Source organism: Marinobacter sp. S6332 (genome assembly GCF_023016045.1).
Taxonomy (GTDB): domain Bacteria; phylum Pseudomonadota; class Gammaproteobacteria; order Pseudomonadales; family Oleiphilaceae; genus Marinobacter.
Genome location: NZ_JALKAP010000001.1, coordinates 568517 through 590372, shown reverse-complemented (window position 1 = coordinate 590372; position 21856 = coordinate 568517). Strand labels below are relative to the sequence as shown.

The 21856-nt window shown below is 52.7% G+C and carries 21 protein-coding genes; 10 read left to right on the top strand and 11 right to left on the bottom strand.

Going from position 1 to position 21856, the window contains the following annotated elements:
* Positions 1-15 precede the first annotated feature (15 nt).
* The 6 genes from nhaB to MWU62_RS02590 all read right to left on the bottom strand — a co-directional run bounded on the left by nhaB (position 16) and on the right by MWU62_RS02590 (position 6835).
* Complete coding sequence (gene nhaB / locus MWU62_RS02615; RefSeq protein WP_200363903.1) at positions 16-1521, bottom strand: sodium/proton antiporter NhaB; 1506 nt, start codon at positions 1519-1521, stop codon at positions 16-18.
* A 146-nt stretch (positions 1522-1667) separates the two neighbouring features.
* Complete coding sequence (locus tag MWU62_RS02610) at positions 1668-2636, bottom strand: biotin-dependent carboxyltransferase family protein (protein WP_247113272.1); 969 nt, start codon at positions 2634-2636, stop codon at positions 1668-1670.
* Entirely contained in the window at positions 2633-3346 is a 714-nt protein-coding gene (locus MWU62_RS02605) for an allophanate hydrolase subunit 1 (protein WP_320159684.1), read from the bottom strand. The genes MWU62_RS02610 and MWU62_RS02605 overlap by 4 nt, the downstream gene beginning before the upstream one ends.
* A complete protein-coding gene (locus MWU62_RS02600; RefSeq protein ID WP_247113271.1) occupies positions 3343-4710 on the bottom strand; it encodes an amidase in 1368 nt (455 codons plus the stop codon). The genes MWU62_RS02605 and MWU62_RS02600 overlap by 4 nt, the downstream gene beginning before the upstream one ends.
* A gap of 137 nt (positions 4711-4847) precedes the next feature.
* The gene (locus MWU62_RS02595; RefSeq protein WP_247113270.1) at positions 4848-6122 is read right to left on the bottom strand and encodes an ABC transporter permease; all 1275 of its coding nucleotides are present in this window, start codon (positions 6120-6122) and stop codon (positions 4848-4850) included.
* The gene (locus tag MWU62_RS02590; RefSeq protein WP_200363895.1) at positions 6119-6835 is read right to left on the bottom strand and encodes an ABC transporter ATP-binding protein; all 717 of its coding nucleotides are present in this window, start codon (positions 6833-6835) and stop codon (positions 6119-6121) included. The genes MWU62_RS02595 and MWU62_RS02590 overlap by 4 nt, the downstream gene beginning before the upstream one ends.
* 151 nt (positions 6836-6986) lie before the next feature.
* Here MWU62_RS02590 and MWU62_RS02585 point away from each other — a divergent pair, with 151 nt between their 5' ends.
* Entirely contained in the window at positions 6987-7442 is a 456-nt protein-coding gene (locus tag MWU62_RS02585) for a DUF3299 domain-containing protein (RefSeq protein WP_247113311.1), read from the top strand.
* A 2-nt stretch (positions 7443-7444) separates the two neighbouring features.
* Here the strand turns inward: MWU62_RS02585 and MWU62_RS02580 are convergent, their stop codons facing one another.
* Positions 7445-7987: a DUF2796 domain-containing protein gene (locus MWU62_RS02580; RefSeq protein WP_200363893.1), complete on the bottom strand. Its 543-nt coding sequence runs from the start codon at positions 7985-7987 to the stop codon at positions 7445-7447.
* Positions 7988-8073: 86 nt separating this feature from the next.
* Positions 8074-9075 (bottom strand): GTP-binding protein, encoded by a 1002-nt coding sequence (locus MWU62_RS02575; protein ID WP_247113269.1) that lies wholly within the window; start codon positions 9073-9075, stop codon positions 8074-8076.
* A 207-nt stretch (positions 9076-9282) separates the two neighbouring features.
* On the opposite strand from MWU62_RS02575, the gene MWU62_RS02570 reads away from it, so the two are divergent.
* From MWU62_RS02570 to MWU62_RS02555, 4 genes are all read left to right on the top strand, one after another.
* The gene (locus MWU62_RS02570; protein ID WP_247113268.1) at positions 9283-10563 is read left to right on the top strand and encodes a hypothetical protein; all 1281 of its coding nucleotides are present in this window, start codon (positions 9283-9285) and stop codon (positions 10561-10563) included.
* Positions 10564-10633: 70 nt separating this feature from the next.
* A complete protein-coding gene (locus MWU62_RS02565; protein ID WP_247113267.1) occupies positions 10634-11746 on the top strand; it encodes a hypothetical protein in 1113 nt (370 codons plus the stop codon).
* The gene (locus tag MWU62_RS02560) at positions 11736-12671 is read left to right on the top strand and encodes a zinc ABC transporter substrate-binding protein (RefSeq protein WP_247113266.1); all 936 of its coding nucleotides are present in this window, start codon (positions 11736-11738) and stop codon (positions 12669-12671) included. The genes MWU62_RS02565 and MWU62_RS02560 overlap by 11 nt, the downstream gene beginning before the upstream one ends.
* Complete coding sequence (locus MWU62_RS02555; RefSeq protein WP_247113265.1) at positions 12658-13431, top strand: metal ABC transporter permease; 774 nt, start codon at positions 12658-12660, stop codon at positions 13429-13431. Before MWU62_RS02560 ends, MWU62_RS02555 begins: the two co-directional genes overlap by 14 nt.
* A 376-nt stretch (positions 13432-13807) precedes the next feature.
* Here the strand turns inward: MWU62_RS02555 and MWU62_RS02550 are convergent, their stop codons facing one another.
* Both MWU62_RS02550 and MWU62_RS02545 read right to left on the bottom strand, forming a co-directional pair.
* Positions 13808-14149, bottom strand: a complete 342-nt coding sequence (locus MWU62_RS02550; protein WP_247113264.1) for a hypothetical protein — start codon at positions 14147-14149, stop codon at positions 13808-13810.
* 86 nt (positions 14150-14235) lie between these two features.
* Positions 14236-14430, bottom strand: coding sequence for a hypothetical protein (locus MWU62_RS02545; RefSeq protein ID WP_247113263.1), 195 nt, complete (start codon positions 14428-14430; stop codon positions 14236-14238).
* A 535-nt stretch (positions 14431-14965) separates the two neighbouring features.
* Between MWU62_RS02545 and MWU62_RS02540 the strand changes: the two genes are divergently transcribed.
* The 5 genes from MWU62_RS02540 to phnE (MWU62_RS02520) all read left to right on the top strand — a co-directional run bounded on the left by MWU62_RS02540 (position 14966) and on the right by phnE (MWU62_RS02520) (position 19889).
* A complete protein-coding gene (locus MWU62_RS02540; RefSeq protein WP_247113262.1) occupies positions 14966-16222 on the top strand; it encodes a glycerophosphodiester phosphodiesterase family protein in 1257 nt (418 codons plus the stop codon).
* A 163-nt stretch (positions 16223-16385) separates the two neighbouring features.
* Positions 16386-17330 carry a phosphate/phosphite/phosphonate ABC transporter substrate-binding protein gene (gene phnD / locus MWU62_RS02535; RefSeq protein WP_200363878.1) on the top strand — a complete coding sequence of 315 codons (945 nt, stop codon included), beginning with the start codon at positions 16386-16388 and terminating at the stop codon, positions 17328-17330.
* A gap of 92 nt (positions 17331-17422) precedes the next feature.
* Positions 17423-18277: a phosphonate ABC transporter ATP-binding protein gene (gene phnC, locus MWU62_RS02530; protein WP_247113261.1), complete on the top strand. Its 855-nt coding sequence runs from the start codon at positions 17423-17425 to the stop codon at positions 18275-18277.
* Positions 18274-19083: a phosphonate ABC transporter, permease protein PhnE gene (gene phnE / locus MWU62_RS02525; RefSeq protein ID WP_247113260.1), complete on the top strand. Its 810-nt coding sequence runs from the start codon at positions 18274-18276 to the stop codon at positions 19081-19083. The genes phnC and phnE (MWU62_RS02525) overlap by 4 nt, the downstream gene beginning before the upstream one ends.
* Entirely contained in the window at positions 19080-19889 is an 810-nt protein-coding gene (gene phnE, locus MWU62_RS02520; RefSeq protein WP_247113259.1) for a phosphonate ABC transporter, permease protein PhnE, read from the top strand. The genes phnE (MWU62_RS02525) and phnE (MWU62_RS02520) overlap by 4 nt, the downstream gene beginning before the upstream one ends.
* A 109-nt stretch (positions 19890-19998) precedes the next feature.
* Here the strand turns inward: phnE (MWU62_RS02520) and glmS are convergent, their stop codons facing one another.
* Complete coding sequence (glmS, locus tag MWU62_RS02515; RefSeq protein ID WP_247113258.1) at positions 19999-21831, bottom strand: glutamine--fructose-6-phosphate transaminase (isomerizing); 1833 nt, start codon at positions 21829-21831, stop codon at positions 19999-20001.
* Positions 21832-21856: the final 25 nt, after the last annotated feature.

Below are 21856 nucleotides of genomic sequence, written 5' to 3'. Positions count from 1 at the left end.
CAAATTTTTTGCATCTTAGATATGGTACATAACCATATACAATCCCACACCTCCCATCACCACCGTGTAAGGGAACGCCATAACAACCATTCGACCATAGGACAGCCGAACCAATGGCGCAATGGCCGATGTCAGCAAAAACAGAAAAGCGGCCTGACCATTGGGGGTTGCTACGCTTGGCAAGTTGGTGCCGGTATTGATTGCAACGGCAAGGCTCTGAAAGTGCTCATAACTGATACTGCCCGCATCCAGAGCTTGTTTAATTTCACTTATATAAACCGTTGCCACAAACACGTTATCGCTGATCATCGAAAGCAGGCCGTTGGCAATGAAGAACATGCCCGGTTGCTGCCCTTCCGGAAGTGACAGTACGTAATCGATGACGGGTTTGAACAAGTGCTGCTCGTGGATCACTGCTACCACTGCAAAGAACACAACCAGAAGCGATGTGAACGGCAGAGACTCCTGAAAGGCTTTACCTATTTGGTGCTCACTGGTTACACCGGTAAACGAGGTGATCAGGATAATCACAAGCAAACCAATCAGGCCCACTTCGGCCAGATGCAAAGCCAAACCCACCACCAGAATAACCGCCGCGCAAGCCTGTACCCAAAGTGCCGCCTGATCAGCCTTGGTGCGCTTGGCGCGCTCGTTATCCGCAAACTCTTCCAACACACGGCGCACCGATTTAGGCAAGCGACCGCCATAGCCAAACCAGCGCATTTTCTCCAGTACCCAGCAGGTTACTAACCCGGCTGCCAACACCGGCAAGCTCACTGGCGCCATGTGCAGGAAGAACCCGATAAAGTCCCAACCTACCACCTTGGCAATCAACAGGTTTTGGGGCTCGCCCACCATGGTTGCAACGCCACCAAGGGCCGTGCCTATGGCACCGTGCATTAGCAAGCTGCGCAGAAAAGCCCGAAAGTTTTCCAAATCGTCGCGGTGCAGCTCAATAACCTCGTCATCACTATCGGAGTTGTGATCGCTGCTCTGATACCCCTTACCAGAGGCCACCTTGTGATAAACGGAGAAGAAACCGACAGCAACGCTGATAATAACGGCGGTGACCGTCAGCGCATCCAAAAAAGCGGAAAGCACCGCAGCCGCAATGCAGAACAAAAGAGACAGGGCCGACTTAGAACGCACTCCCACCAAAATCTGGGTGAACGCAACTAGCAGCAGATCCTGCATAAAATAAATACCTGCCACCATGAACATCAGCAACAGAATAACCGGGAAGTTGGTGAGCACTTCCAAATACACCGCGTCTGGCGTGGTTAGGCCTATCAACAAGGCTTCTATTGCCAGCAAGCCGCCGGGCAGCAGAGGGTAGCATTTCAGCGCCATGGCAAGGGTGAAGATAAACTCGGCGATAAGCAGCCAGCCCGCAGAAACCGGCCCTAACAGGTACATCACAATCGGGTTGACGATTAAAAACAGGACGATGATCTGCTTGTACCAGACCGGAGCCTTACCAAGAAAATTGCTGGTGAAGGCGGAAAAAATGGTTGTGGGCATTGCGGGAGTCTTCTGGGTTAGCGGGCCAAAATAGTATAGGGCGACAAGCCTGTATCTTCCTTGATATTTCTGCGCCGGTTAATGGTATAAAGATACAGGATAGCCTTATTCTTTAGTACTGCCAGCTTCGCACCACTCAGCGCGCTCTAAACAGACTCTGAGTGGAAAACAGCCCTGAACCTCCGGTGTTCTTTGAGTACAGCGTCACTCCCTCTTGCAATCAGCCTTACAGGCTCTCTCGGTAAACACTGAGCTAACCGTGAAGCAGACAGCGGCGACAGAGCGCCTAACCGGGGGTAACCGCCAATGGTCTGGCGATCATTCAGCAAGACAATCGGCTGACCATCCGGTGGCACCTGAATGCTGCCGAGACTAATGCCTTCTGAAATAAGCGTGTTGATCTTGCAATTCAGCCGCGGACCTATAAGGCGCACACCCATTCGGTCAGCACGGTCATCCACTTGCCACCAAGTATTAAATGCGTCGAACAGGCTGCGACCAGTGAAAGATGCAATCTGGGCACCCGGCAGAAGATCCAGCACCGCTGGCTGGCTGAAATCTGGCAAAACATTCTTCGGAGCTTCAGTTGGCGCGTTTGCCAGTTGTTGGCCGGAACCTGAACGATTAACCGAAAGCTCATCGCCTGTTGCCAACTTTGCGCCATTGCCTTCAAAACCACCCAACTCTTCACGGGTTACGCAAGCCACGCTGCCCAACACGGGCTCTGCCGCAAAGCCACCACACACAGCAAGATAAGCCCTTAGCCCACTTACAGGCGCAGCGAATGTCAGTGTGTCGCCAGCTTTCCAGCGTGTTCGCTGCCACAGGGCGACGGGTTTGTGCTCAATAGTTGCGCCCAAGTCTGCACCGGTAATCGCGATTTCCAGATCTCTTACCGCGATGAGCTTTAGACCGCCGAAGGTGACCTCCAGATTCGCCGTTCCCCAAGGATTGCCAGTGAGATGGTTGGCCCAGGCCCAAGAGTAAATATCTGCTGGCCCGCCCTGAGTAACACCTAAATGCCGCACCCCAAACCGCCCGCTATCTTGCAGCAAAGCGAGAGGCCCGGCGCGCAACACTCGGATATCCGCCTCAGGCGAGTTATGTTGCGTCACGTTATTGGCTCCAATGGCGTGGTGTTTCCGCCCTCGCGCTCAAATACCTCGCGGCTCACAGGGACAAAACGTACCCGATCACCAACCCTTAGAAGGCTAAACCCCTCACGCTCACGGTCGAATAGACGGGCACTGGTGCGCCCCAACAGATTCCAACCGCCCGGGGTTTCAGTTGGGTATGCCGCTGTTTGGAGCCCCGCAAGAGCAACACTTCCGGCTGGTACCCGCTTACGGGGCGTATCCAGACGCGCGCACTCAAGGCGTGGGTCGACTAACCCCATAAAGGCAAAGCCCGGAGCAAATCCCAAGGCAAAAACCTTATAGGTACGCTGGCTGTGGGCTTCAACCACTTCACTAACCGCCATACCCGCGCCTTCAGCCACCCTTTGTAGTTCTGGGCCTACGCTAATGTCGTACCAGGTGGGCAATTCGTGCACCTCACCTTCATGGGCAGTCTCTTCCGGCTCTAGACCAGCCAACGTCTCGCAAATAATTGCCCGCGCCTGCGAGGGCGAGACATTAAGCGGGTCAAACACAACCAGAAGCGTTGTATAGGAAGGTACGAGATCAACCAACGCATCGCCAAAGGCCTCCTCACACCGGCGCGCCAGCGCAGACAACCAAGACACATTGCGCTCGTCAATCGACGCAAACATCCTGACAATCCAGGCATCCAACCCGGCAGATTCGAGCACCGGCTTCCAACTCACGGTGAGATTGCCTCTTCCACAGCCTGCGCGACGCCAAGCACACTGCGATCGGAGCCATGTCGGCCAACTAACATCAGGGCGCTGGGCAAGTCACCACTTGGATGGTTTGGGAGCGTAATAGCGCAGAGATCAAGAAGGTTCGCGACCGTTGGGTTGCGTAATACAAGTAAGTTCAGGCGCAAGTAATCCGCGTCGCTCTCCAGCTCTGTGAGCAGAGGTGGTGCAATAGCAACCGTGGGTGCAAGAAGTCCGTCGTAGGCACTAAGCCAATGGTCTGCCTGCTTTTTTAGCGCCGCCCGTAGCTGCAGTAGGTCGAGGTAATCTGCAGCGCTGATACCCGCGCCCCGCTCCATGCGCTCCCGCACCCGTGGGTCGTATTCGTTTCCATGTTGCTGCAGCCAATGGCGATGGACATGATAGCTCTCAGCGGCTGCAAGCCCTCCACTCTTCATAAGCTCCGGTAACCTATCCAACACAGGAACCTGTGTTTCCACGATATGGGCCCCACAATCGCGCAGTTTGCGCAGACTGCTGGCGAACGCTTCAGCGACCCCGGAAGACAAGTCATCCAGCATGTAGTTGGTGGGTACCACAAAGCGGCGGCCGCGCAGATCTGCCTGACGGTTCTTCTGCCAAGACTCCCCTGCCATCACGGCATCCAAACGCGCACAGCAATCAACGCTATGAGCGATAGGGCCAATGGAATCGAGGCTGTGAGATAAGGGGAACACACCATCACGTGGTATGCGTTTTTGGGTAGGTTTGAAACCCACCAAACCGCAGAAAGCTGCAGGTATGCGCACCGATCCGCCAGTGTCACTTCCAATGGCTGCTACAGCCATTCCACAAGCGACAGCGGCTGCAGCTCCGGATGATGAGCCTCCGGATATACGGCCTGGTGCTAGCGGGTTGGCAGGCGTGCCGTAGTGCGGGTTAAGCCCAAGGCCTGAGTATGCAAATTCGGTCATGTTGGTATGGCCGGTGATAACCGCTCCAGCCCGGCGCAGGCGCGAAACAATCAGCGCATCGCTTTGTGCTTTCTGGCTCCACCATTTGGAGCCGGAATGGGTCACTTCACCGGCAACATCAAACAGCACTTTTAGTGCAATGGGCAGCCCGGCAAGCTCTCCCATTGGCACACTACTCTGTTGCAGCGTATCAATAGCGGCGGCCTCAGCTCTGGCTGTGCGATCAAAGCGGGCGGTGTAAACCTGATTGGCAGGGTCATCGTAGTGATCGATATTGCTGAGGCAGCTTTCAAGAAGCTGACTGGCAGACAATTTGTTCTGCTGCAGCCTCACCAACAGCGACGATAAGGTTGCCTCATTCAGCGTTAAAGGTGGCTGGCCAGATTGTCGTTTCATATTCCCACTGCGGTCTCATGGTAGATGTTGCTCAAAGTAATTTCTGGCTCCCAGTCTAGTGGATACCTTTGTTAACGCACAGAACGATTGGCAACTGATGAGTTTTCAGATTTTACTGAGGCCCTATCGAGCTTCTTTTACAACTCCTCCGGGCTTCCGAACCCTTGTGACCTACTTTTCTGCCAAGCGCTCAATGCTGGAACAAAGGCCACCAACAAGGCCGCCAGCGGCACAGAAGCCAGCAGAACCCACTCATCCAGGTTCAGGGGGCGCAATTGAATTTGAATGCCGTAATTTGTCAGTAACCAAGGGCCAAGTATTGAGATTGCGAGCGAGCTCAATACAAGCGCGGTCAAACAAGCCACCACTGCAAGCCCCAAGCATTCGATCACATAGAGGCTGGCGATCAGCCCGGGAGATGCCCCGGTCGCGCGCAGGATCGCAATCTCATGTGCGCGCTGGGCTTGCAGTGTGAGCAGTACCGCAATTAAACCGATCAAACTGGTCACCACAACAAAGCCGGTTATGCCAAGCAACGCCCGTTCAAACTGGCTCATCAAGCGCCATAGCTCACTCAAAGCGACACCTGGCAAAATGGCAGAAAGCGGCTCCTCGGCGTACTGATTAATATCGCGCTGCACACGGAACGTCAGAATTTTACGATCCAGGCCGGCAAATACGGCGGTAATCGCGCTAGGCGTGAGATCTCGGGCCTGCGCCCGCTCGGGCGTGAGGGTGCGCCCTGGAATAGCGACTCCCGACTCCCAACCTACGTGTATCGCCTCCATTCCTTGAAGGCTGATATAAACTGCCTGGTCCACCGGTGTGCCCGTGGCCTCAAGAATGCCGGTTACCTTGAAGGGCGTGTCTTTGTGATTGGAGAAGCTGGTACGCCCACCCCCATGGGACAATATGACGTCATCATTGAGATGATGGTTCAGGGTTCTTGCAACGCCTGCGCCCAATACCACATCAAAAATCCCATCAAACCACTGACCACCTGCTAGCTTTAAAGGTTGACCTTGGCCGTACCGGAAGTACTCCTTAAACGCTTTGTCGGTGGCTACAACTCGGAACCCCTTGTAGCTGTCACCCAGTGAAATAGGAATCAGCCAGTCGATACGCGCATCTTTTTCGAGCGCCTGAAAAGTCGACCAGCGGATATTGTTTGTGGCATCTCCCATATGAAACACCGTGTACAGCAATAGGTTAAGCTGGCCACTGCGGGCGCCGATAATCAGATCGGTATCGCTGATGGTGCTGGTAAACGATTGCTTCACCTCAGTACGCAAGTATTGAACGCCAAGTAGCAGGGTGACGCTAAGAGTAAGGGTGAGGCACACCAGCGCCAACACCTTGCGCCTGTACCAAAGGCTTGCTGTTGCAAGAGACAATGCGAGACGAAACTTCATGCTGACACCTGTCCGAGCTCAATCTGATGATGAAAGCACCGGGCAAGCGACCTGTCGTGGCTAACAAACACCACGGATGTGTTGCGCTCGCCTGCCAGTCCTAAGAGCAGGTTGATGAAGCGGTCACGGTTATCGCTATCCAATGCGGATGTAGGCTCGTCAGCCAAAATAATCTCCGGAGCCCCAATGAGCGCCCGTGCAGCGGCAATGCGTTGCTGCTGACCAATGCTGAGCTGGGTGACCTTGCGTTGCCAATGGCTCTGTGGAATCGCCAAGGCGGACAATAGCCGTTGTGCGGCCACTGTTGGGCTTTCCCCTGTAGCGGACTGGCGCCGGGATGAAAGTTTACAAGGTAAAGTTACATTGGCTTCGGCGGTGAGGTAAGGCACAAGGTTGAATTGCTGGAAGATCACACCGATATGATCCGCTCGGAAACGGTCGCGCTTGCCTGCACCTGACGTGTGGAATTCGGTGCCTAACAATTTGACCACGCCACTGGCTGGCGAAAGCATTCCAGCCAAGAGGCTTAGGAGCGTACTTTTACCGGTCCCGCTTGGGCCGTATAAAAAAAGGTGCTCGCCTCGAGGCAGGTTAAGATCAGGGAATCTTAACGTCGGCTGAAGACGATCCCAGCAAAAAGTAAGGTTTGAGGTTTCAAGTGCGGCAGGCTTATCGATAGAGCCATCTGCGCTGGATAATAACTGGCTGTTCATGTTGATCGGTAACGGCTCCGTGTATTATTCCAATATCTTATTCGCAGCCGCTTAAACGGCTGCAAGTTTTTCGGGGAAGTTTGCAGTGCTCCACTCTTTTAATGGCCCTGCAAGGGCGTCCGTATCGGTTTTTCTGTTTTTTCTACTGAGCATGTCGGTGGTGCCCGCACACTCACAGCCACGGGAAATTGATTGGCTTGAACTCATGCCCGCCAAGGATCTGGCATTGCTCGAAAGCATGCCGGAACTGGAGCATGACGGTGATGGGCCTGCACTCTTGCCGGACGAAATTATGACCGGCCGGGTTGTTCCGGAAATGAGCAATATTGAAAGCAGAATCCCCGGTTTTGTCGTGCCTCTGAAAACAACCAAAGACATGCGCATATTAGAGTTTTTTCTGGTTCCCTATTATGGCGCCTGCATACACGTTCCGCCTCCGCCGCCCAACCAAATTATCCACATCAAGTACAAACAGGGGTTTAAGCTTGAAGCTTTGTACGACCCCGTTTGGGTTGAAGGTACTCTGGTGATTGACCGCACCGAAACCGACATTGGCACCTCATCCTACTCCATGGTTGCCGAAGCCGTTGAACCCTATGAAGAGTAACCTCAGCGCCCAAGCTTAAAAGCCTGATTCCCGGGCTCCAATCGGGTTGCGCCCTGCCCATCTGGGCCAACCCATTCGATAGTGAGATGTTCCACGCCCGAAAAGCGAGTGGAAATAGGCGTTACCAAAGACACTGCTTGTTTTAGACCGGAACACACCAGAACCTGAGTAACTTCAATGTCAGCGTGATGCTCCTCCTCGCCATGGGTGTGGGCATGAGCTTGCCCATCATCATGCCCTAGGTGCTGAACGTTAGCAGCCTCCACCGTGCATGTTGATTCGGAAGTATTGATGAGCGGTGTTGCCTTTAGCCAACTAGTGACGCTATCTAACGTTTGTTGTTGTTCCGTTGTACGCGGTTCATGCTCGAACCCCAGCAAGTTACCAGCAGGAGATTCGAACAATAAATCAACCCGATTATCGTTGAAAGCAAGTTGCAGGTTGGCCTGCCCGTGCAGATGTGAAGCGGGGTTGTCTGCGGCCATTAGGGGCGAACCGATGAGTGCTGAGGCGATGGTGATAACCACTCGTTTTCTGGAAAGCATTTCTTTACCTTATTGCAGTTAATACTAGGGAAAGTGTCTATATTCCCCACCCGTTAAACTTCAGATGGGCGGCTGAATATAGACGGTCACAATTTGCTCTTAGTGGGTTCAGCTAAGGCAGCACGAAGCTGCTGATCCAGCTGCTCAGGCTCCAATTTTTGGCTGATAATCTCGAGCCGGGACTCATCGGTCGGCTCCGCGTCTAGCAGCGTTAGAACACCCTCCACGGCATTAAACATCCACCAACCTTCGGTCGTGCGTGCCACCCCTTTGAAGCGCTCAAACTCCGCGTTGGAGGCCAGGCTTTGCAACGCAATCGGATCAAACATCAGGTCTTCATGAACCCGCCAGCCCATGCTGTTATAACCTTCGCCCTGATTGAAGTAAGACTGCCAAGGCTCATCCGCCAGCGAAGGCTTCTCAGCCGAGGTTTTACGGTGGTGATGGTGGTGACTGTCGGGATAATGTGGAGGCAAGTTGCCCGAACTACCTGCTAGCCAATCTAGCGGAAGCTCACCGCCACTGATCTGCCCAATGCGCTGCTTTGCGGGTTGCCAAGTATTTGCCCAGTTATCAAATTGATCTAACTGATGAGCCGTACAAAGATCTGATTTGCTCGCCACCAACACATCGGCCACAGCCACTTGGTCATGAAATTGTCGGCTAGCAAGCACACGTTTGTCTTCCAACCTGCGCGGATCAACCAAGCAAACGGATGTGCAAAGACTCACTACATCTTTGTAAAACTCGCCCGTTAAGGTTTCGATTACCTGTGCCGGGTGGCCCAACCCTGTTGGTTCGATAAACAGCCGGTCCGGACGGGCAAAACTGATTAAGCTGTTAAGCCCAATCTGCATAGGCAGCCCGGAAACACAGCACATACAACCACCAGGCACCTCTTTAACCGCCACACCCTGATTCGACAAAAAGGCTCCGTCAATACCAACCTCGCCGAATTCATTAACCAACACCGCCCACCGCTCCCCTTCCGGCTTCTGCTTCAACAGGTTGAGAATTGCCGTGGTTTTTCCAGCACCGAGAAAACCAAGCACTAAGTGAGTGGGGATGCGTGTCGGATTGCCTGCCATTTGCTGACCCTTCGTTGTCGGATAAACTCTGCTTTACACCGAATATGTTATAACATAACATTTTAAAGCGTTCAGAAACACTCCATTTTGTGACCAAATCCCTCTAAGACGGTCTACGCCCAACAGGATAACACTCCATGTCTTGAATCAGGATTGGCTCGCTTCAATGTCAGAAATGCAATGTTATAACATCTAAAAGGAAGCTTTATGATCTACCACTCTCACCCCCTCCCCTCTATGTTGCGCCTCTTGGCACTGACCACCGCAACGCTCCTAACCGCCTGTGGCGGAAGCAGTTCAGATGAGGCGCACAACAACACAGACATCGATACCGGCGGGCGTCTGGCCCTGTTTGATATGGATGCGTCGGCCCTGAAGTTTTTGAACTTGGACGATGAACAGGTACTTACGTCCATGGCTATGGACGGTGAACCCCCATACCTCTATGCATCACCCGATCATCGGTATGCTGTTGCTATCCAACGTGAAGGCGATCGAGTGTCATTCTTTGATGGCGGGCTCTATACAGAGGATCACGGCGATCATCTACACGACTATGCCGAAGCCCCGGCCATGCTGCCCTTGACGCTGAATGACCACAAGCCCACTCACTACACTTTGGACGAGCCTTACGGTGTCGTCTTCTTTGACGGTGGTTCTGCTGCCCGTTCAAAAGTGACAGTTTTTTCTGACGCGACCTTGGGGAACAGCTCCACTCTCGCCAGTCTCGATCTTGAAAACAACATGCACGGTGTTGCCAAACTGATTGGCGAGCACCTATTCGTGACCTATCGTGATAGTGGCATTACAGATACCACACTCCCAGCGGCAGTCGAGCGTTATCATTTTGACGGCTCCAGCTTCAACTTCGAGACTCGGTACGACGAGGCCTGCCCGAAGCTCCACGGTGCCGTCGCGAACGCGCACAGTCTCGGGTTTGGGTGCGATGACGGCGTGCTGGTGATCGACCTCCACGAAGCTGGCTATCCAGCTACCAAATTGGCTAACCCTGACAGCCTTGAAACAGGCGCACGCATTGGAACCCTTGTCGCCAATCATGACGTTGAAGAGCTGGTAGGTATTGCAGGAGACCAGCTCTTTATCATCGATCCAGAGTCAGAATCGACTATTTACCAAGAGCTGGACCTTGGCCCAGACGTAGCCCCACTCACCCAAGGATTTACGACTCACGGTGAGGTGTTCTATGTACTTGGTAACGACGGCAGCCTACGGCTATTCAACCCCGCCGATAACTGGGCATTGTTCAAAACCGTTCAACTGATGGACGCGCCCAGCGAGGAAGATACCTTGGCGGTTACTGTATCGGCGGCTCAAGAACACGTGTTCGTACTGCACAATCAAACCGTGATCGAGGTGGATATGGCTGATGGTGATGTTGTCCGCAGCATCGACCTAGGCTTTAACGCGTCTTCCGTTGTCTGGCTGGGCCTGACAAATGGGGAGCACAACGAAGAACACTCGCACTAACCCATTCTGAACCTCACAAGGCAGGCCGGTGCTCACTGGTTTGCCTTGTTGCCTTGCCGTTGGAGTATCCATGTTAAATCGCATTGTACCTTTTACCGCCCTATCGCTGGCACTGCTCACAAGCGGTGCCGAGGCAAGCGAACTCAACCCAGACGTAAGCCTTACTCTGGATGGACACTACAAACAAAATGACACCGCACTGTCTCACCGAGAACAAGGATTTGGCCTAGGGCATACAGAACTCTCACTCTCATCTCCCATAGACGATCTATTTTCGGGGCAGTTAACCACCGTTTTCGAAGAACATGATGGCGAGAGCGAGGTTCTGATTGAAGAAGCTTATTTACAAACCAACGGCTTACCTCTTGGGCTGAACGTACGAGCAGGCCGCTTCCTCTCTCAAGTAGGTTACCTCAATGGCCGACATATGCATGAAGATGATTTCGTGGAGCGACCAGCCGCTTACCGGGCGCTGCTGGGAAGCCACTATTACGATACCGGCCTGCGCATAAATGCTCTCCTACACACACCGTTTTACTGGCAAATAGGCGCCGAGGCATTCAATGGCAATCAACTTTCGGAAGGGGCCGAAGATATCGGTGTCTATACCCTCAATACCCGAGTAGGTGGCGATTTTTCTGCCGCCCAGAGCTGGCAGGCAGGGCTGTCCTATCTGCATAACCGTCAGATCAGCACAGACGAAGAAAACCACGACCATGCCCTCGATCATGAACATGGGCACGACCACAGTCATGGCGCATCCTACACCGGTAAAAACCTCTACATTGCCGATGCCATTTGGAAATGGTCCCCAAACGGCAACACCCGCGAACAACAGTTCACACTCAGCGCGGAATACCTCTATGCCGATGACCTAAACACATTCGCGACGTCCGATGACTATCACGAGGGTTGGTACGTATCTGGCGTTCACCAATTCGCCCCACAGTGGTCGGCGGGTATCCGGTATGGCGAAGTGGACTTGCGTGAAGCACATGGTGATCACTTCCACAGCCAACGCCTGAAAGAAACAGATGTCATGCTGGCCTGGTCGCGTTCACATTTTTCGACACTCAGGCTCCAATACACTCATCAGTCGGCAACCGGGTTCAGCAACGCGGATAATACCGTGGCGCTGCAATATGTAGTGTCGCTCGGCGCACACGGGGCTCATGGGTACTGATATGCGCTACTCAATCTGGCTCATCCTCGCTGTATTGACCGGGCTGATTTCTCTGCCCGCCCGAGCAGACTTTCATGTGTTTGCCTGTGAGCCCGAATGGACGGCTCTAGCCCGAGTATTCATACCAGACGCTCACTTCACAACAGCCACAAGCTATCTGCAGGACCCTCACTACATAGAAGCAAGGCCCAGCCTAATCGCAGCCATGAGTCGGGCCGACATTGCTGTGTGTACGGGAGCTTCACTGGAAGCGGGCTGGTTGCCGGCACTGCTTCAGAGAGCCGGCAACCCAGACATTCAGACGGGGCAACCCGGGCTGTTCTTTGCTTCAGATCACGCTCAATTGTTTGCTCCCCATGATCACGTAGATCGCAGCATGGGAGATGTACATCCCGAGGGAAATCCCCATGTGCATCTCTCGCCGGACCAACTACCGAACATCGCCAAGGCGCTGGCTGAGCGCCTTGGCGCAATGAGGCCAGACAACTCGGCAGATATCTTTGCGCGTTATATAAAATGGCGCGTTAACTGGAACTTCCATCGTGCGAATTGGCAAGAAAGAGCAAAAGCCTTGCAGGGGCGCTCCCTTGTCATCCAGCACACCGGGTTCAGCTATCTATTAAGATGGCTTGGCATAGGCGCAACCATGGATCTAGAACCGAAACCCGGTCTGCCGCCAAGCGCCAGCCACCTGAATCAGCTATTAGCAGATCCGAGGTTAGAAGATGCGGCAGCGATTTTGATTGCCAGTCACCAGAACCAAAAGCCTGCGCAATGGCTGTCGGCTCAAATACGAAAACCCATTCTGGTACTACCGGGAACCGTTACTGACGACTCAAAAACGGACACGTTGGCTGAGCTGATTTCTGAAATTATCAACCGCCTTGAAAGTGCCATGCCAGAGGTTGCTAATGGGAGCCTTTGAGTGGATGCTCCTACCGGCGCTCGGTAGCGCGCTTCTCTGCCTGCTACTCGTGCCACTGGGGTATCAGGTGATTGCCCGAGGAGTCATTTTTGCGGATCTTGCGATTGCCCAATGGGCGGCGCTGGGAACTCTGGCGGGATTGTATTTCCTGCCAGACCATACACTTGCAGGGGCGTCGATAAGCAGTTTGCTGTTCGCCCTACTCGCGGCCATAGCCGTACAACTGATTTTCAGGTTTCTCGGCACGGGCAAAGAGGCGTGGATTGGCATTCTCTATGTACTGGGAGCCAGTCTGGCGGTATTGATGGTTAGTGGTGACCCTCACGGCGCTCAAGCACTGCAGAGGGCGGCTGCGGGTGATCTACTATGGGCAAGTTGGGAGCTCATCATAGCAACGGGGATAATGACAGCGTTTGTATGGCTACTCAGCTGGAAGCTACCAGCTTGGTTTTCCGGTGCTGCCTTCATGCCCGTTTTCGCCATTTCAGTCACTTACTCGGTGTCGCTCGCCGGTATTTACGTCGTGTTCGCGACCCTAATCATCACACCGTTGATCGTGGGTTCTGTTCACGATAAACCACCAATTGTCGCAGCGATTTGTGCAATCACCGGCCATTTTGTCGCGATCGCCTATTCCGTGGTTTCCGATGTGCCCGTGGGGCCAGCTATCGTCGTCGCAACACTGCTTACAGCCATGCTTTGGATTGCCGGATATTACTTCAGATTAGAGAGCAAACAGGCCCCAGATACTAATGAGTAAGTAAGGGACGCCCATCAAAAAAAGTAATATGCATAGAGCAGCATGTAGCTTACACATTATGATAGTCGACAACCCCACCGGAAGCGGTTCGTTGAATCCTTTAAAGCGTTTCTTCTTGGCAAAAGTTGGCAATGCAATCAAATAGACCTAATTCAGTGAGCGGAAAAGGCTCAACGGGAAAACCCGGTAATTCAGTAATTCCGAAGATTTAAAAAAAGGCCTTTGAAACAAAATAGGGTCCAGTTTTGACGGCAGGATGTGATGGAGTGCAGCCCAGAGGGGGATTAGTACAAGCATCACCAGTAAGCCAACACCCATGATGCCGAAGTAAATGTAAAAGAGTAAATCAATAACACTCACAGCAATGCTCTCCGGCTCAAAGTATGGACAACGAGGAGTCGGAAAGTAAGGATTTTCGCCCATGTTTTTGTGCAACAGAGCAGAGAGTTCCGACGCCTACTTTCGAAACAATATCGACCTTCGCACCACTGAGATTATAGAGTGCTACACCCGTTCTACCTCCAGCATATCCCGCTGCAACACCGCCAAAACCGATAACCAGACCGCCAACCCAGCCAACAGGAGTAGTCATAGCAAGTAGAACAAGCGACGCACCGAGCGAGAAAACAAGCCCTCCAAATACTCCACCTGCGGTTTCCACCAAGATATCGTTTTTATCCCGCTGTGTTCGGGCGTTGGCAATTTGGTTGCAGGCCAAACCTAGACTTACCCCAGTCAGTAAGATGCCGCCTGTTTTGGCGTGCGACGCCGCGCCTTGCATCTTCTTGATCGACGCTTTGATGTTTATTGTGGGTGTGACACCCTTGCTTCTGGATATACGAAGCACCTCTGTAGGCCTTTGGCTTTCTCACCGGCCTTGTAGTTTTCATGGTTGGTTACCATTTCCCGCATAAGTGGTGCATTGGTAGAGAACGTGGTGTCTATCATCGACATTTTTGCACTTCCCAGACCAATCAAGGCTGGTAGCAGAGTAGACATTAAATCACGTTCTTCGCGGGTACTCCGGTTTCAGGTGCGCTCCAGCTCAGCCACCCAATATTGATTGTCTGTACGCACGGTCAGCAAGTGGTGGTTGGGCCTAGGGGCAGCGCAGTACTGCTGGGGAATTTTCAGGCGGATTAATTGGTCGGGTTTTATCAGGTCAGGATTGATAATCGAAGGATTGTCGGCCTGCACTTGCTGAATCAGTAGTGAAAGCTGGTCGCAAAAGCTGCTGTGCTCATAACAAATCCCTTTTAAAATTCCGTTTTAAATCCCGCCTTTCATCCAAGTTCCGTGGCAGGTCTGTTTTCCATTCAAATGGTAATCATCCTCTGTGGTGATGACAAGTTAAAAGCTGGCCATCCAAAAGACACCAAAACTAATCATGTGTAGCGCTTAAAAAAACTGTCATCAGACGTTAACTAAGCCTAGGCAATATTAGCGCCTGTACAGCCTTAGATTAGCCAATCACCCCATTCTCGCCGACTAACGCGATGCTGGAAAAACCAATATATCCAACAAAAGGCCCGTTATGAAAATCTTGTTTATATTGCCTCTGATCATCGGCGCTCTCGCTATGTTATCCGGCTGCAACGACAGCGATAACAACGCCAGCGCGCCCGAAGCGACCCCCTCTGATGACAGCTCATCGCTGGTTCAGCTTGGTCCCAGACCTTACTTTCTGGTTAACGATATGGATGAGGGTGAACTGAAGAGTACGCTGCAAGCGTGTGAATCTATGACCCCGACCGCAAGCGCTTTCTCTATTGCCCACCGTGGCGCGCCGTTGCAGTTTCCTGAACATACCCGCGAATCCTATGTGGCAGCTGCCAAAATGGGGGCTGGGATTATTGAGTGCGACGTTGCCTTTACCAAGGACCGCCAATTAGTCTGCCGCCACGCTCAGAACGACCTGCACACCACGACCAACATTGTGGCCGTGCCAGAGCTGAACGCCAAATGCACACAGCCATTCGTGCCCGCCAACCCGAGCGCAGGCACTAAGGCTGAGGCTGAATGCCGCACCAGTGACATTACACTAGCTGAGTTTAAGACGCTCCGGGGAAAAATGGATGCGTTTAATGAAGATGCCACTACCCCTCAAGAGTATCTTGGCGGCACCGCCGATTGGCGCACGAATCTGTATGCCACTGAAGGCACCCTGTTAAGCCATCGCGAAAGCATCCAACTGATTAAAGAGCTAGGCCTTAAGTTCACCCCCGAGCTGAAAACACCGGTGGTCGAGATGCCTTTTGAAGGTGACTACACACAAGAAGATTATGCCCGACAGATGATCAACGAATACATCTCTGCTGGCGTGAGCCCCGAGGATGTATGGCCGCAGTCATTCCTATTGGATGATGTCGTATTCTGGGTTAATCAAATGCCTGAGTTTGGACGCCAAGCCGTATTTCTGGATGAGAAAAGTAACGACCCAGAGAACACATCTATGGCGTACATGGAAAGCCTTACCCAGCAAGGGGTTCCTATTCTGGCACCCGCACTTTGGAAAATGCTAACTCTAGACGCTCACCAAAAGATTATTCCGTCTGACTATGCACTCAACGCTAAGGCTGCAGGCCTTGATTTGATTGGCTGGTCATTGGAGCGCAGTGGGCCCTTGAATGAAGGTGGTGGCTGGTATTACCAAAGTATCAGCGATGCCATTAACAACGACGGCGACATTTATGCCGTGATTGATGTGCTGGCTCGGGAGATAGGTGTAATAGGAATCTTTTCAGACTGGCCTGCGACCACCACTCACTACGCCAATTGTATGGGGCTTTAAAAGTCTCATTCAGCCCCATTCACCTGATCAGCCGATCCCTCTAGGTTAAACGAGATTGCGTGATACAGACTTTTGGGTTCAATCCCTTGTCGGTGTCACGTAACCATAACATTACCTGATTAGTATCTGGCTGATGATGGTTTCATTACCCAAGGACACACCTATGAATAAGTTGATGACACTAACATGCGCAGCCCTAATGACCCCAATGCTCGCACAGGGCGCATTCAAACTGGACTCCCGATACAGTGATCAGGACGGTGATCTGATTGCAGACATTCCTGCCAAGTCTGAGCAGGTCGACCCTTCTACGCTGATTTTTGCATACACGCCGGTGGAAGACCCTTCTGTTTACGCTGAAGCCTGGTCCGACTTTTTAGACCATCTGTCTGAGAAAACGGGTAAGAAAATCCAGTTTTTCCCCGTGCAATCCAACGCTGCACAAATCGAAGCCATGCGCGCCGGACGCCTCCATATTGCCGGTTTCAATACTGGCTCCAACCCGATAGCCGTTGCATGCGGTGGTTTCCGCCCTTTCACCATCATGGCTTCTGCTGATGGGTCATTTGGCTACGAAATGGAAATCATCACCCATCCGGATTCCGGCATTACCGATGTAGAAGGACTAAGAGACCGCGAGCTGGCCTTTACCTCCGAAACCTCAAACTCAGGTTTCAAGGCGCCGTCTGCGATTCTGAAAGCCGATTATGACCTTGTACCAAACAGAGATTTCACTCCGGTGTTTTCTGGCAAGCACGACAACTCCATTCTTGGGGTTGCCAATAAAGACTACGACGCTGCAGCCGTTGCCAACTCTGTTATGTCGCGAATGCTGAACCGGGACGTCATCAAAGAAGAGCAGATTGTATCTTTGTATAAGTCCCAGACCTTTCCCACCACTGGATACGGCGTCGCACATAACCTGACACCAGAACTTCAAGACAAGATTCAGCAGGCGTTTTTCTCCTTCAACTGGGAAGGCACCTCTCTGGAAGAGGAATTCTCTAAGTCAGGTGAGGCCCAGTTCATCCCGATTACCTTTCAGGAGCACTGGGAAGTTATTCGTAAGATCGATGATGCCAACGGCGTAGTTTACAACTGCCGCTAAGGGCTCAGACCACAACCTGTCGTCAGTGGGTTGGCCACGTTGCGAGATGTGGCCCACCCACCGTCTTTTATTATCAGCAATGGCAACAAATTGTGCTTGAACTAAAAGCCTTATCAAAAACCTACAAAACCGGCGACCGAGCGCTGAGCGATATCAGTTTCTCCGTACCTGCGGGGCAGGTCGTAGGACTGATTGGTCCCTCTGGCGCCGGCAAATCAAGCCTGATTCGGTGCATCAACCGCTTGGTTGAGCCAACCGCCGGCAGCGTTTGCCTCGGTGAAACCGAGCTGACCACCCTCAACGGCCGGGCTTTGCGTCAGGCTCGCCGACGTATCGGTATGATTTTTCAGGAGTACGCTCTGGTAGAGCGTCTTACGGTGATGGAGAACGTATTGTCTGGACGATTGAGTTATGTCTCCAGTTGGCGATCTTTCCTACGCCGATTCCCTCAGGCTGACATTGATCAGGCCTTCAGTTTACTGAACCGCGTAGGGCTGGGTGATCACTGCAACAAACGGGCTGATGAACTCTCGGGGGGGCAACGGCAACGTGTAGGTATTGCCAGAGCATTGGAGCAGAATCCGGAACTTTTGCTGGCAGACGAACCTACCGCATCACTGGATCCTAAAACCTCCCGCCAAATCATGCGGCTAATTCAGAGCGTTTGTCGGGAAATGAACCTGCCCGCCATCATCAATATTCACGATGTTGTGTTGGCTCAGAATTTTACAGACAGAATCATCGGCTTACGGGCTGGCAAGGTGGTGTTTGACGGCTTGCCATCAACCTTATCTCACGAGGCCCTCACTCGTATCTACGGCGCCGAGGATTGGGGCCAGATGCAGCAGGCCAATGAGCCACAAGACGACGATGTCCTCCTAGATAACACTCTAAATAGCTCTCTAAATAGCTCTCTAGATAGCTCGCCAATGCTGGTGAGCTCGTGAGCAGTATTATCAGCTCTTCGCGAACTTGGAAGCGGCCGCCGGTATTGCTCAAAAGCCAACGCTGGCGCTGGATTATCATGTCAGGCAGCGTGGTCTATCTGATTCTGGCGATCAACTCGGTGGAGGTCGACTGGTTTCGGGTTTATGAAGGGTTAGAACGAGGATGGCGCTTCATTCAGGGGTTTCTAACACCGGATTTCAGCTCTCGCTGGCAGGATATCCAGATTGGACTGATCGAAAGCTTGACCATGACTCTAACCTCTACCGTAGCCGGCGTATTAGTCTCAGTACCAATCGGCATCGGTGCCGCCCGTAATCTAGCCCCAGCGCCGGTGTATATGTTCTGCCGGAGCATCATTACGCTTTCACGCTCATTTCAGGAAATCATTATCGCAATTCTGCTCGTCTCCATGTTCGGGTTCGGACCTTTTGCCGGATTTCTTACGCTGACGTTTGCCTCTATTGGGTTTTTATCCAAGCTGTTGGCGGAAGACATCGAAGATTGTGACAGCGCCCAAATCGACGCCATTCGCGCTAGTGGCGCTCGTTGGTGGCAAGTCGTTAACTATGCCGTTCAGCCTCAGGTGATGCCGCGGCTAATAGGCCTTTCTCTGTATCGTCTGGACATCAATTTCCGGGAGTCATCGGTTATCGGCATCGTCGGCGCTGGCGGTGTAGGAGCCACTCTGAATACAGCCATCGATCGCTACGAATACGATTCGGCTGGCGCCATTTTAATCATCATCATCGCAATAGTGTTGGTGGTGGAATACTCCTCATCCTATATCCGACGGTGGGTTCAATGATATCCGGAGCAGACACGCAGATCTGGCAGTTCCGCACCCCAAAACAACACATTCTGCGATGGCTCGGTTGGTTCTGGTTAGTAGCGTTGACCGTATTTTGTTGGAACCTGATGACCGAAGACACCATCTGGGCTTTTGTAGCAGACGCTCCCCGTCAGGCCTCGGATATTGGTGGTCGCATGCTTCCGCCACGCTGGGGCTACCTCAATCAACTTTGGCAGCCGCTCTGGGATACCCTGAACATTGCGACCCTTGGCACGTTGATTGGTGTGATCATCGCAATACCTGTAGCATTTTTGGCCGCAGGCAACACCACACCGAGCCGCTATTTCGTGCGCCCAGTGGCGTTGCTGATCATCGTAACCTCTCGTTCAATCAACTCCCTTATCTGGGCGTTGCTGCTAGTAGCCATCATAGGCCCGGGGCTTTTGGCGGGAATTATCGCCATCGGTCTTCGCTCCATTGGTTTCGTTGCAAAGCTCTTGTATGAGGCTATCGAAGAGATTGATGAGAAGCAGGTAGAAGCCATACGGGCAACAGGCGCTTCCGGTGCCCAGATTATTGATTACGCGATTATCCCGCAGATCCTCCCGGCATTCTGGGGTATTTCAGTCTTCCGGTGGGACATCAACATTCGCGAGTCAACTATTCTCGGGCTGGTTGGTGCAGGTGGCTTGGGCCTACAACTCCAGTCATCATTGAGCACATTGGCCTGGAACCAAGTAACCGTAATATTTCTCGTTATTCTGGCAACGGTTATTGTTTCAGAATGGGTGTCTGCAAAGGTCCGGCAGGCGGTACTTTAAAGTCGTTCAAAAACTGGCCTTCTGTATAGTGGCAGCGCTCGCGTATCACGCGAGCAGACCGCTCGAACTCCTGCAGGGTACCGAGAGTTTCTTCGTGATACGCTCTAACCTACTCAACCGTAACGCTTTTCGCTAGATTTCTCGGCTGGTCCACATCCGTGCCTTTGAGCACGGCAACGTGGTAAGAAAGCAATTGCAACGGAACGGTATAGACAATTGGAGCGGTTATTTCATGTACTTGCGGTAGCTGCACCACATGGATGTTTTCTTCTGGCTTTATATTCGCTGAGCTATCGGCAAACACAAACAGCTCGCCGCCCCGAGCACGCACTTCTTCCAGATTCGATTTCAGCTTTTCGGCCATGCTGTTGTTGGGTGCCACCGTGATCACCGGCATTTCGCTGTCTACGAGCGCCAGCGGTCCGTGCTTGAGTTCACCTGCAGGGTAGGCTTCAGCGTGAATATAGGAAATCTCTTTCAATTTCAGAGCACCTTCCATGGCCACAGGGAACTGCGAGCCGCGACCTAGGAACAGGGAATGGTTTTTATCCATAAAACGCTTAGATATCTCTGCAATCTCACCCTCCAACGCCAGTACATCGTTTACCTGTCCCGGTACTAGATGAAGCGCTTGAACAATCTCGGTTTCGCGTTCTTCGCTCAAGCCGTTTTTGCGGGCCAGCGCCAGAGTGAAAATAAGCAGTGCGACCAGCTGGGTAGTAAAAGCTTTTGTGGAGGCAACACCAATCTCCGGGCCAGCCTGAGTCATGATGACCAGATCAGATTCTCGCACCAAGGAACTGCCCGGCACGTTGCAGATAGCCAATGCGGCACGGAAGCCCGCTTTTTTGGCCTGACGCAGTGCAGCTAGGGTATCTGCGGTCTCGCCAGACTGGGAAATACACAGAAACAAGGTGTCTTGCTGGATAACGTGTTTGCGATAACGAAACTCAGAGGCTACCTCCACGGAGCAAGGTACACCGGCCAAATCTTCGATCCAGTACCGAGCTACCATTCCAGCGTGGTAACTGGTGCCACAGGCAATAATTTGTACGTGACGAACGTCTTTGAGTAAGTCGCCAGCTTCGGTGCCAAGAGCTTGCTCCAGCACCCGTGAGGCTGTCACACGGCCTTCCATAGTCGCCTTGATCACTCTTGGCTGCTCATGGATTTCCTTGAGCATATAGTGCCGATACTCGCCTTTATCTGCGGAGTCTGAGCTGTGTTCAAAGCGGTTTGTGGGTCGGTCAACCTGCATGCCATCGCGATCGTGAATCTCGATGCGGTCCTTGCGGATATCCGCAAGATCGCCTTCTTCGAGGAACATGAATCGATCGGTTACTGGCAGCAGTGCCAGTTGATCCGAGGCAATAAAGTTTTCACCAATACCCACACCGATCACCAGCGGGCTGCCTTCACGGCAAACAACCATATGGTCAGGCTCATCGGCATGCACCACTGCAAGTGCATAGGCACCACGCAGGCGAGTTACGGAGGTCTTCACCGCATCGTAAAGTTTGCCCAGTTCGCGGAAGTTCTTTTCTATTAAGTGCACAACAACTTCAGTGTCGGTTTGAGACGTAAACTCAAACCCGTCGGCCTTTAGTTCTTCACGCAGTTCTTGATAGTTTTCAATGATGCCGTTATGCACGATTGCTAGGCGATCACCGGACATGTGGGGGTGAGCATTGAGTTGTGACGGCTCGCCGTGGGTTGCCCAACGGGTGTGGGCGATGCCCAGATAGCCGGTAAGCGGGCTGGCTTCAATTGCAGCGGCAAGTGAGGCTACCTTGCCCACTTCTCGAGCACGCTGCACGGCACTCTTTCCATCCAAAACTGCCATACCGGCGGAATCGTACCCCCGGTATTCCAGGCGGCGCAGGCCCTCAAGAAGAATGCCCTGAACGTCCCGTTCTGAAACTGCACCTACAATGCCACACATGTTTCGTATCCTGTTCGTGATAAAA

Bases quoted from the DNA above. Each gene is read 5' to 3' on its own strand.
- MWU62_RS02545 (WP_247113263.1), bottom strand. From the start codon at position 14,430: ATGTCTACTCTGCTACCAGCCTTGATTGGTCTGGGAAGTGCAAAAATG.
- MWU62_RS02565 (WP_247113267.1), top strand. From the start codon at position 10,634: ATGTTAAATCGCATTGTACCTTTTACCGCCCTATCGCTGGCACTGCTC.
- phnD (WP_200363878.1), top strand. From the start codon at position 16,386: ATGAATAAGTTGATGACACTAACATGCGCAGCCCTAATGACCCCAATG.
- MWU62_RS02555 (WP_247113265.1), top strand. From the start codon at position 12,658: ATGGGAGCCTTTGAGTGGATGCTCCTACCGGCGCTCGGTAGCGCGCTT.
- MWU62_RS02580 (WP_200363893.1), bottom strand. From the start codon at position 7,987: ATGCTTTCCAGAAAACGAGTGGTTATCACCATCGCCTCAGCACTCATC.
- MWU62_RS02560 (WP_247113266.1), top strand. From the start codon at position 11,736: ATGGGTACTGATATGCGCTACTCAATCTGGCTCATCCTCGCTGTATTG.
- glmS (WP_247113258.1), bottom strand. From the start codon at position 21,831: ATGTGTGGCATTGTAGGTGCAGTTTCAGAACGGGACGTTCAGGGCATT.
- MWU62_RS02590 (WP_200363895.1), bottom strand. From the start codon at position 6,835: ATGAACAGCCAGTTATTATCCAGCGCAGATGGCTCTATCGATAAGCCT.
- MWU62_RS02540 (WP_247113262.1), top strand. From the start codon at position 14,966: ATGAAAATCTTGTTTATATTGCCTCTGATCATCGGCGCTCTCGCTATG.
- MWU62_RS02585 (WP_247113311.1), top strand. From the start codon at position 6,987: ATGTCGGTGGTGCCCGCACACTCACAGCCACGGGAAATTGATTGGCTT.
- phnE (WP_247113259.1), top strand. From the start codon at position 19,080: ATGATATCCGGAGCAGACACGCAGATCTGGCAGTTCCGCACCCCAAAA.
- MWU62_RS02595 (WP_247113270.1), bottom strand. From the start codon at position 6,122: ATGAAGTTTCGTCTCGCATTGTCTCTTGCAACAGCAAGCCTTTGGTAC.
- MWU62_RS02575 (WP_247113269.1), bottom strand. From the start codon at position 9,075: ATGGCAGGCAATCCGACACGCATCCCCACTCACTTAGTGCTTGGTTTT.
- MWU62_RS02600 (WP_247113271.1), bottom strand. From the start codon at position 4,710: ATGAAACGACAATCTGGCCAGCCACCTTTAACGCTGAATGAGGCAACC.
- MWU62_RS02570 (WP_247113268.1), top strand. From the start codon at position 9,283: ATGATCTACCACTCTCACCCCCTCCCCTCTATGTTGCGCCTCTTGGCA.
- nhaB (WP_200363903.1), bottom strand. From the start codon at position 1,521: ATGCCCACAACCATTTTTTCCGCCTTCACCAGCAATTTTCTTGGTAAG.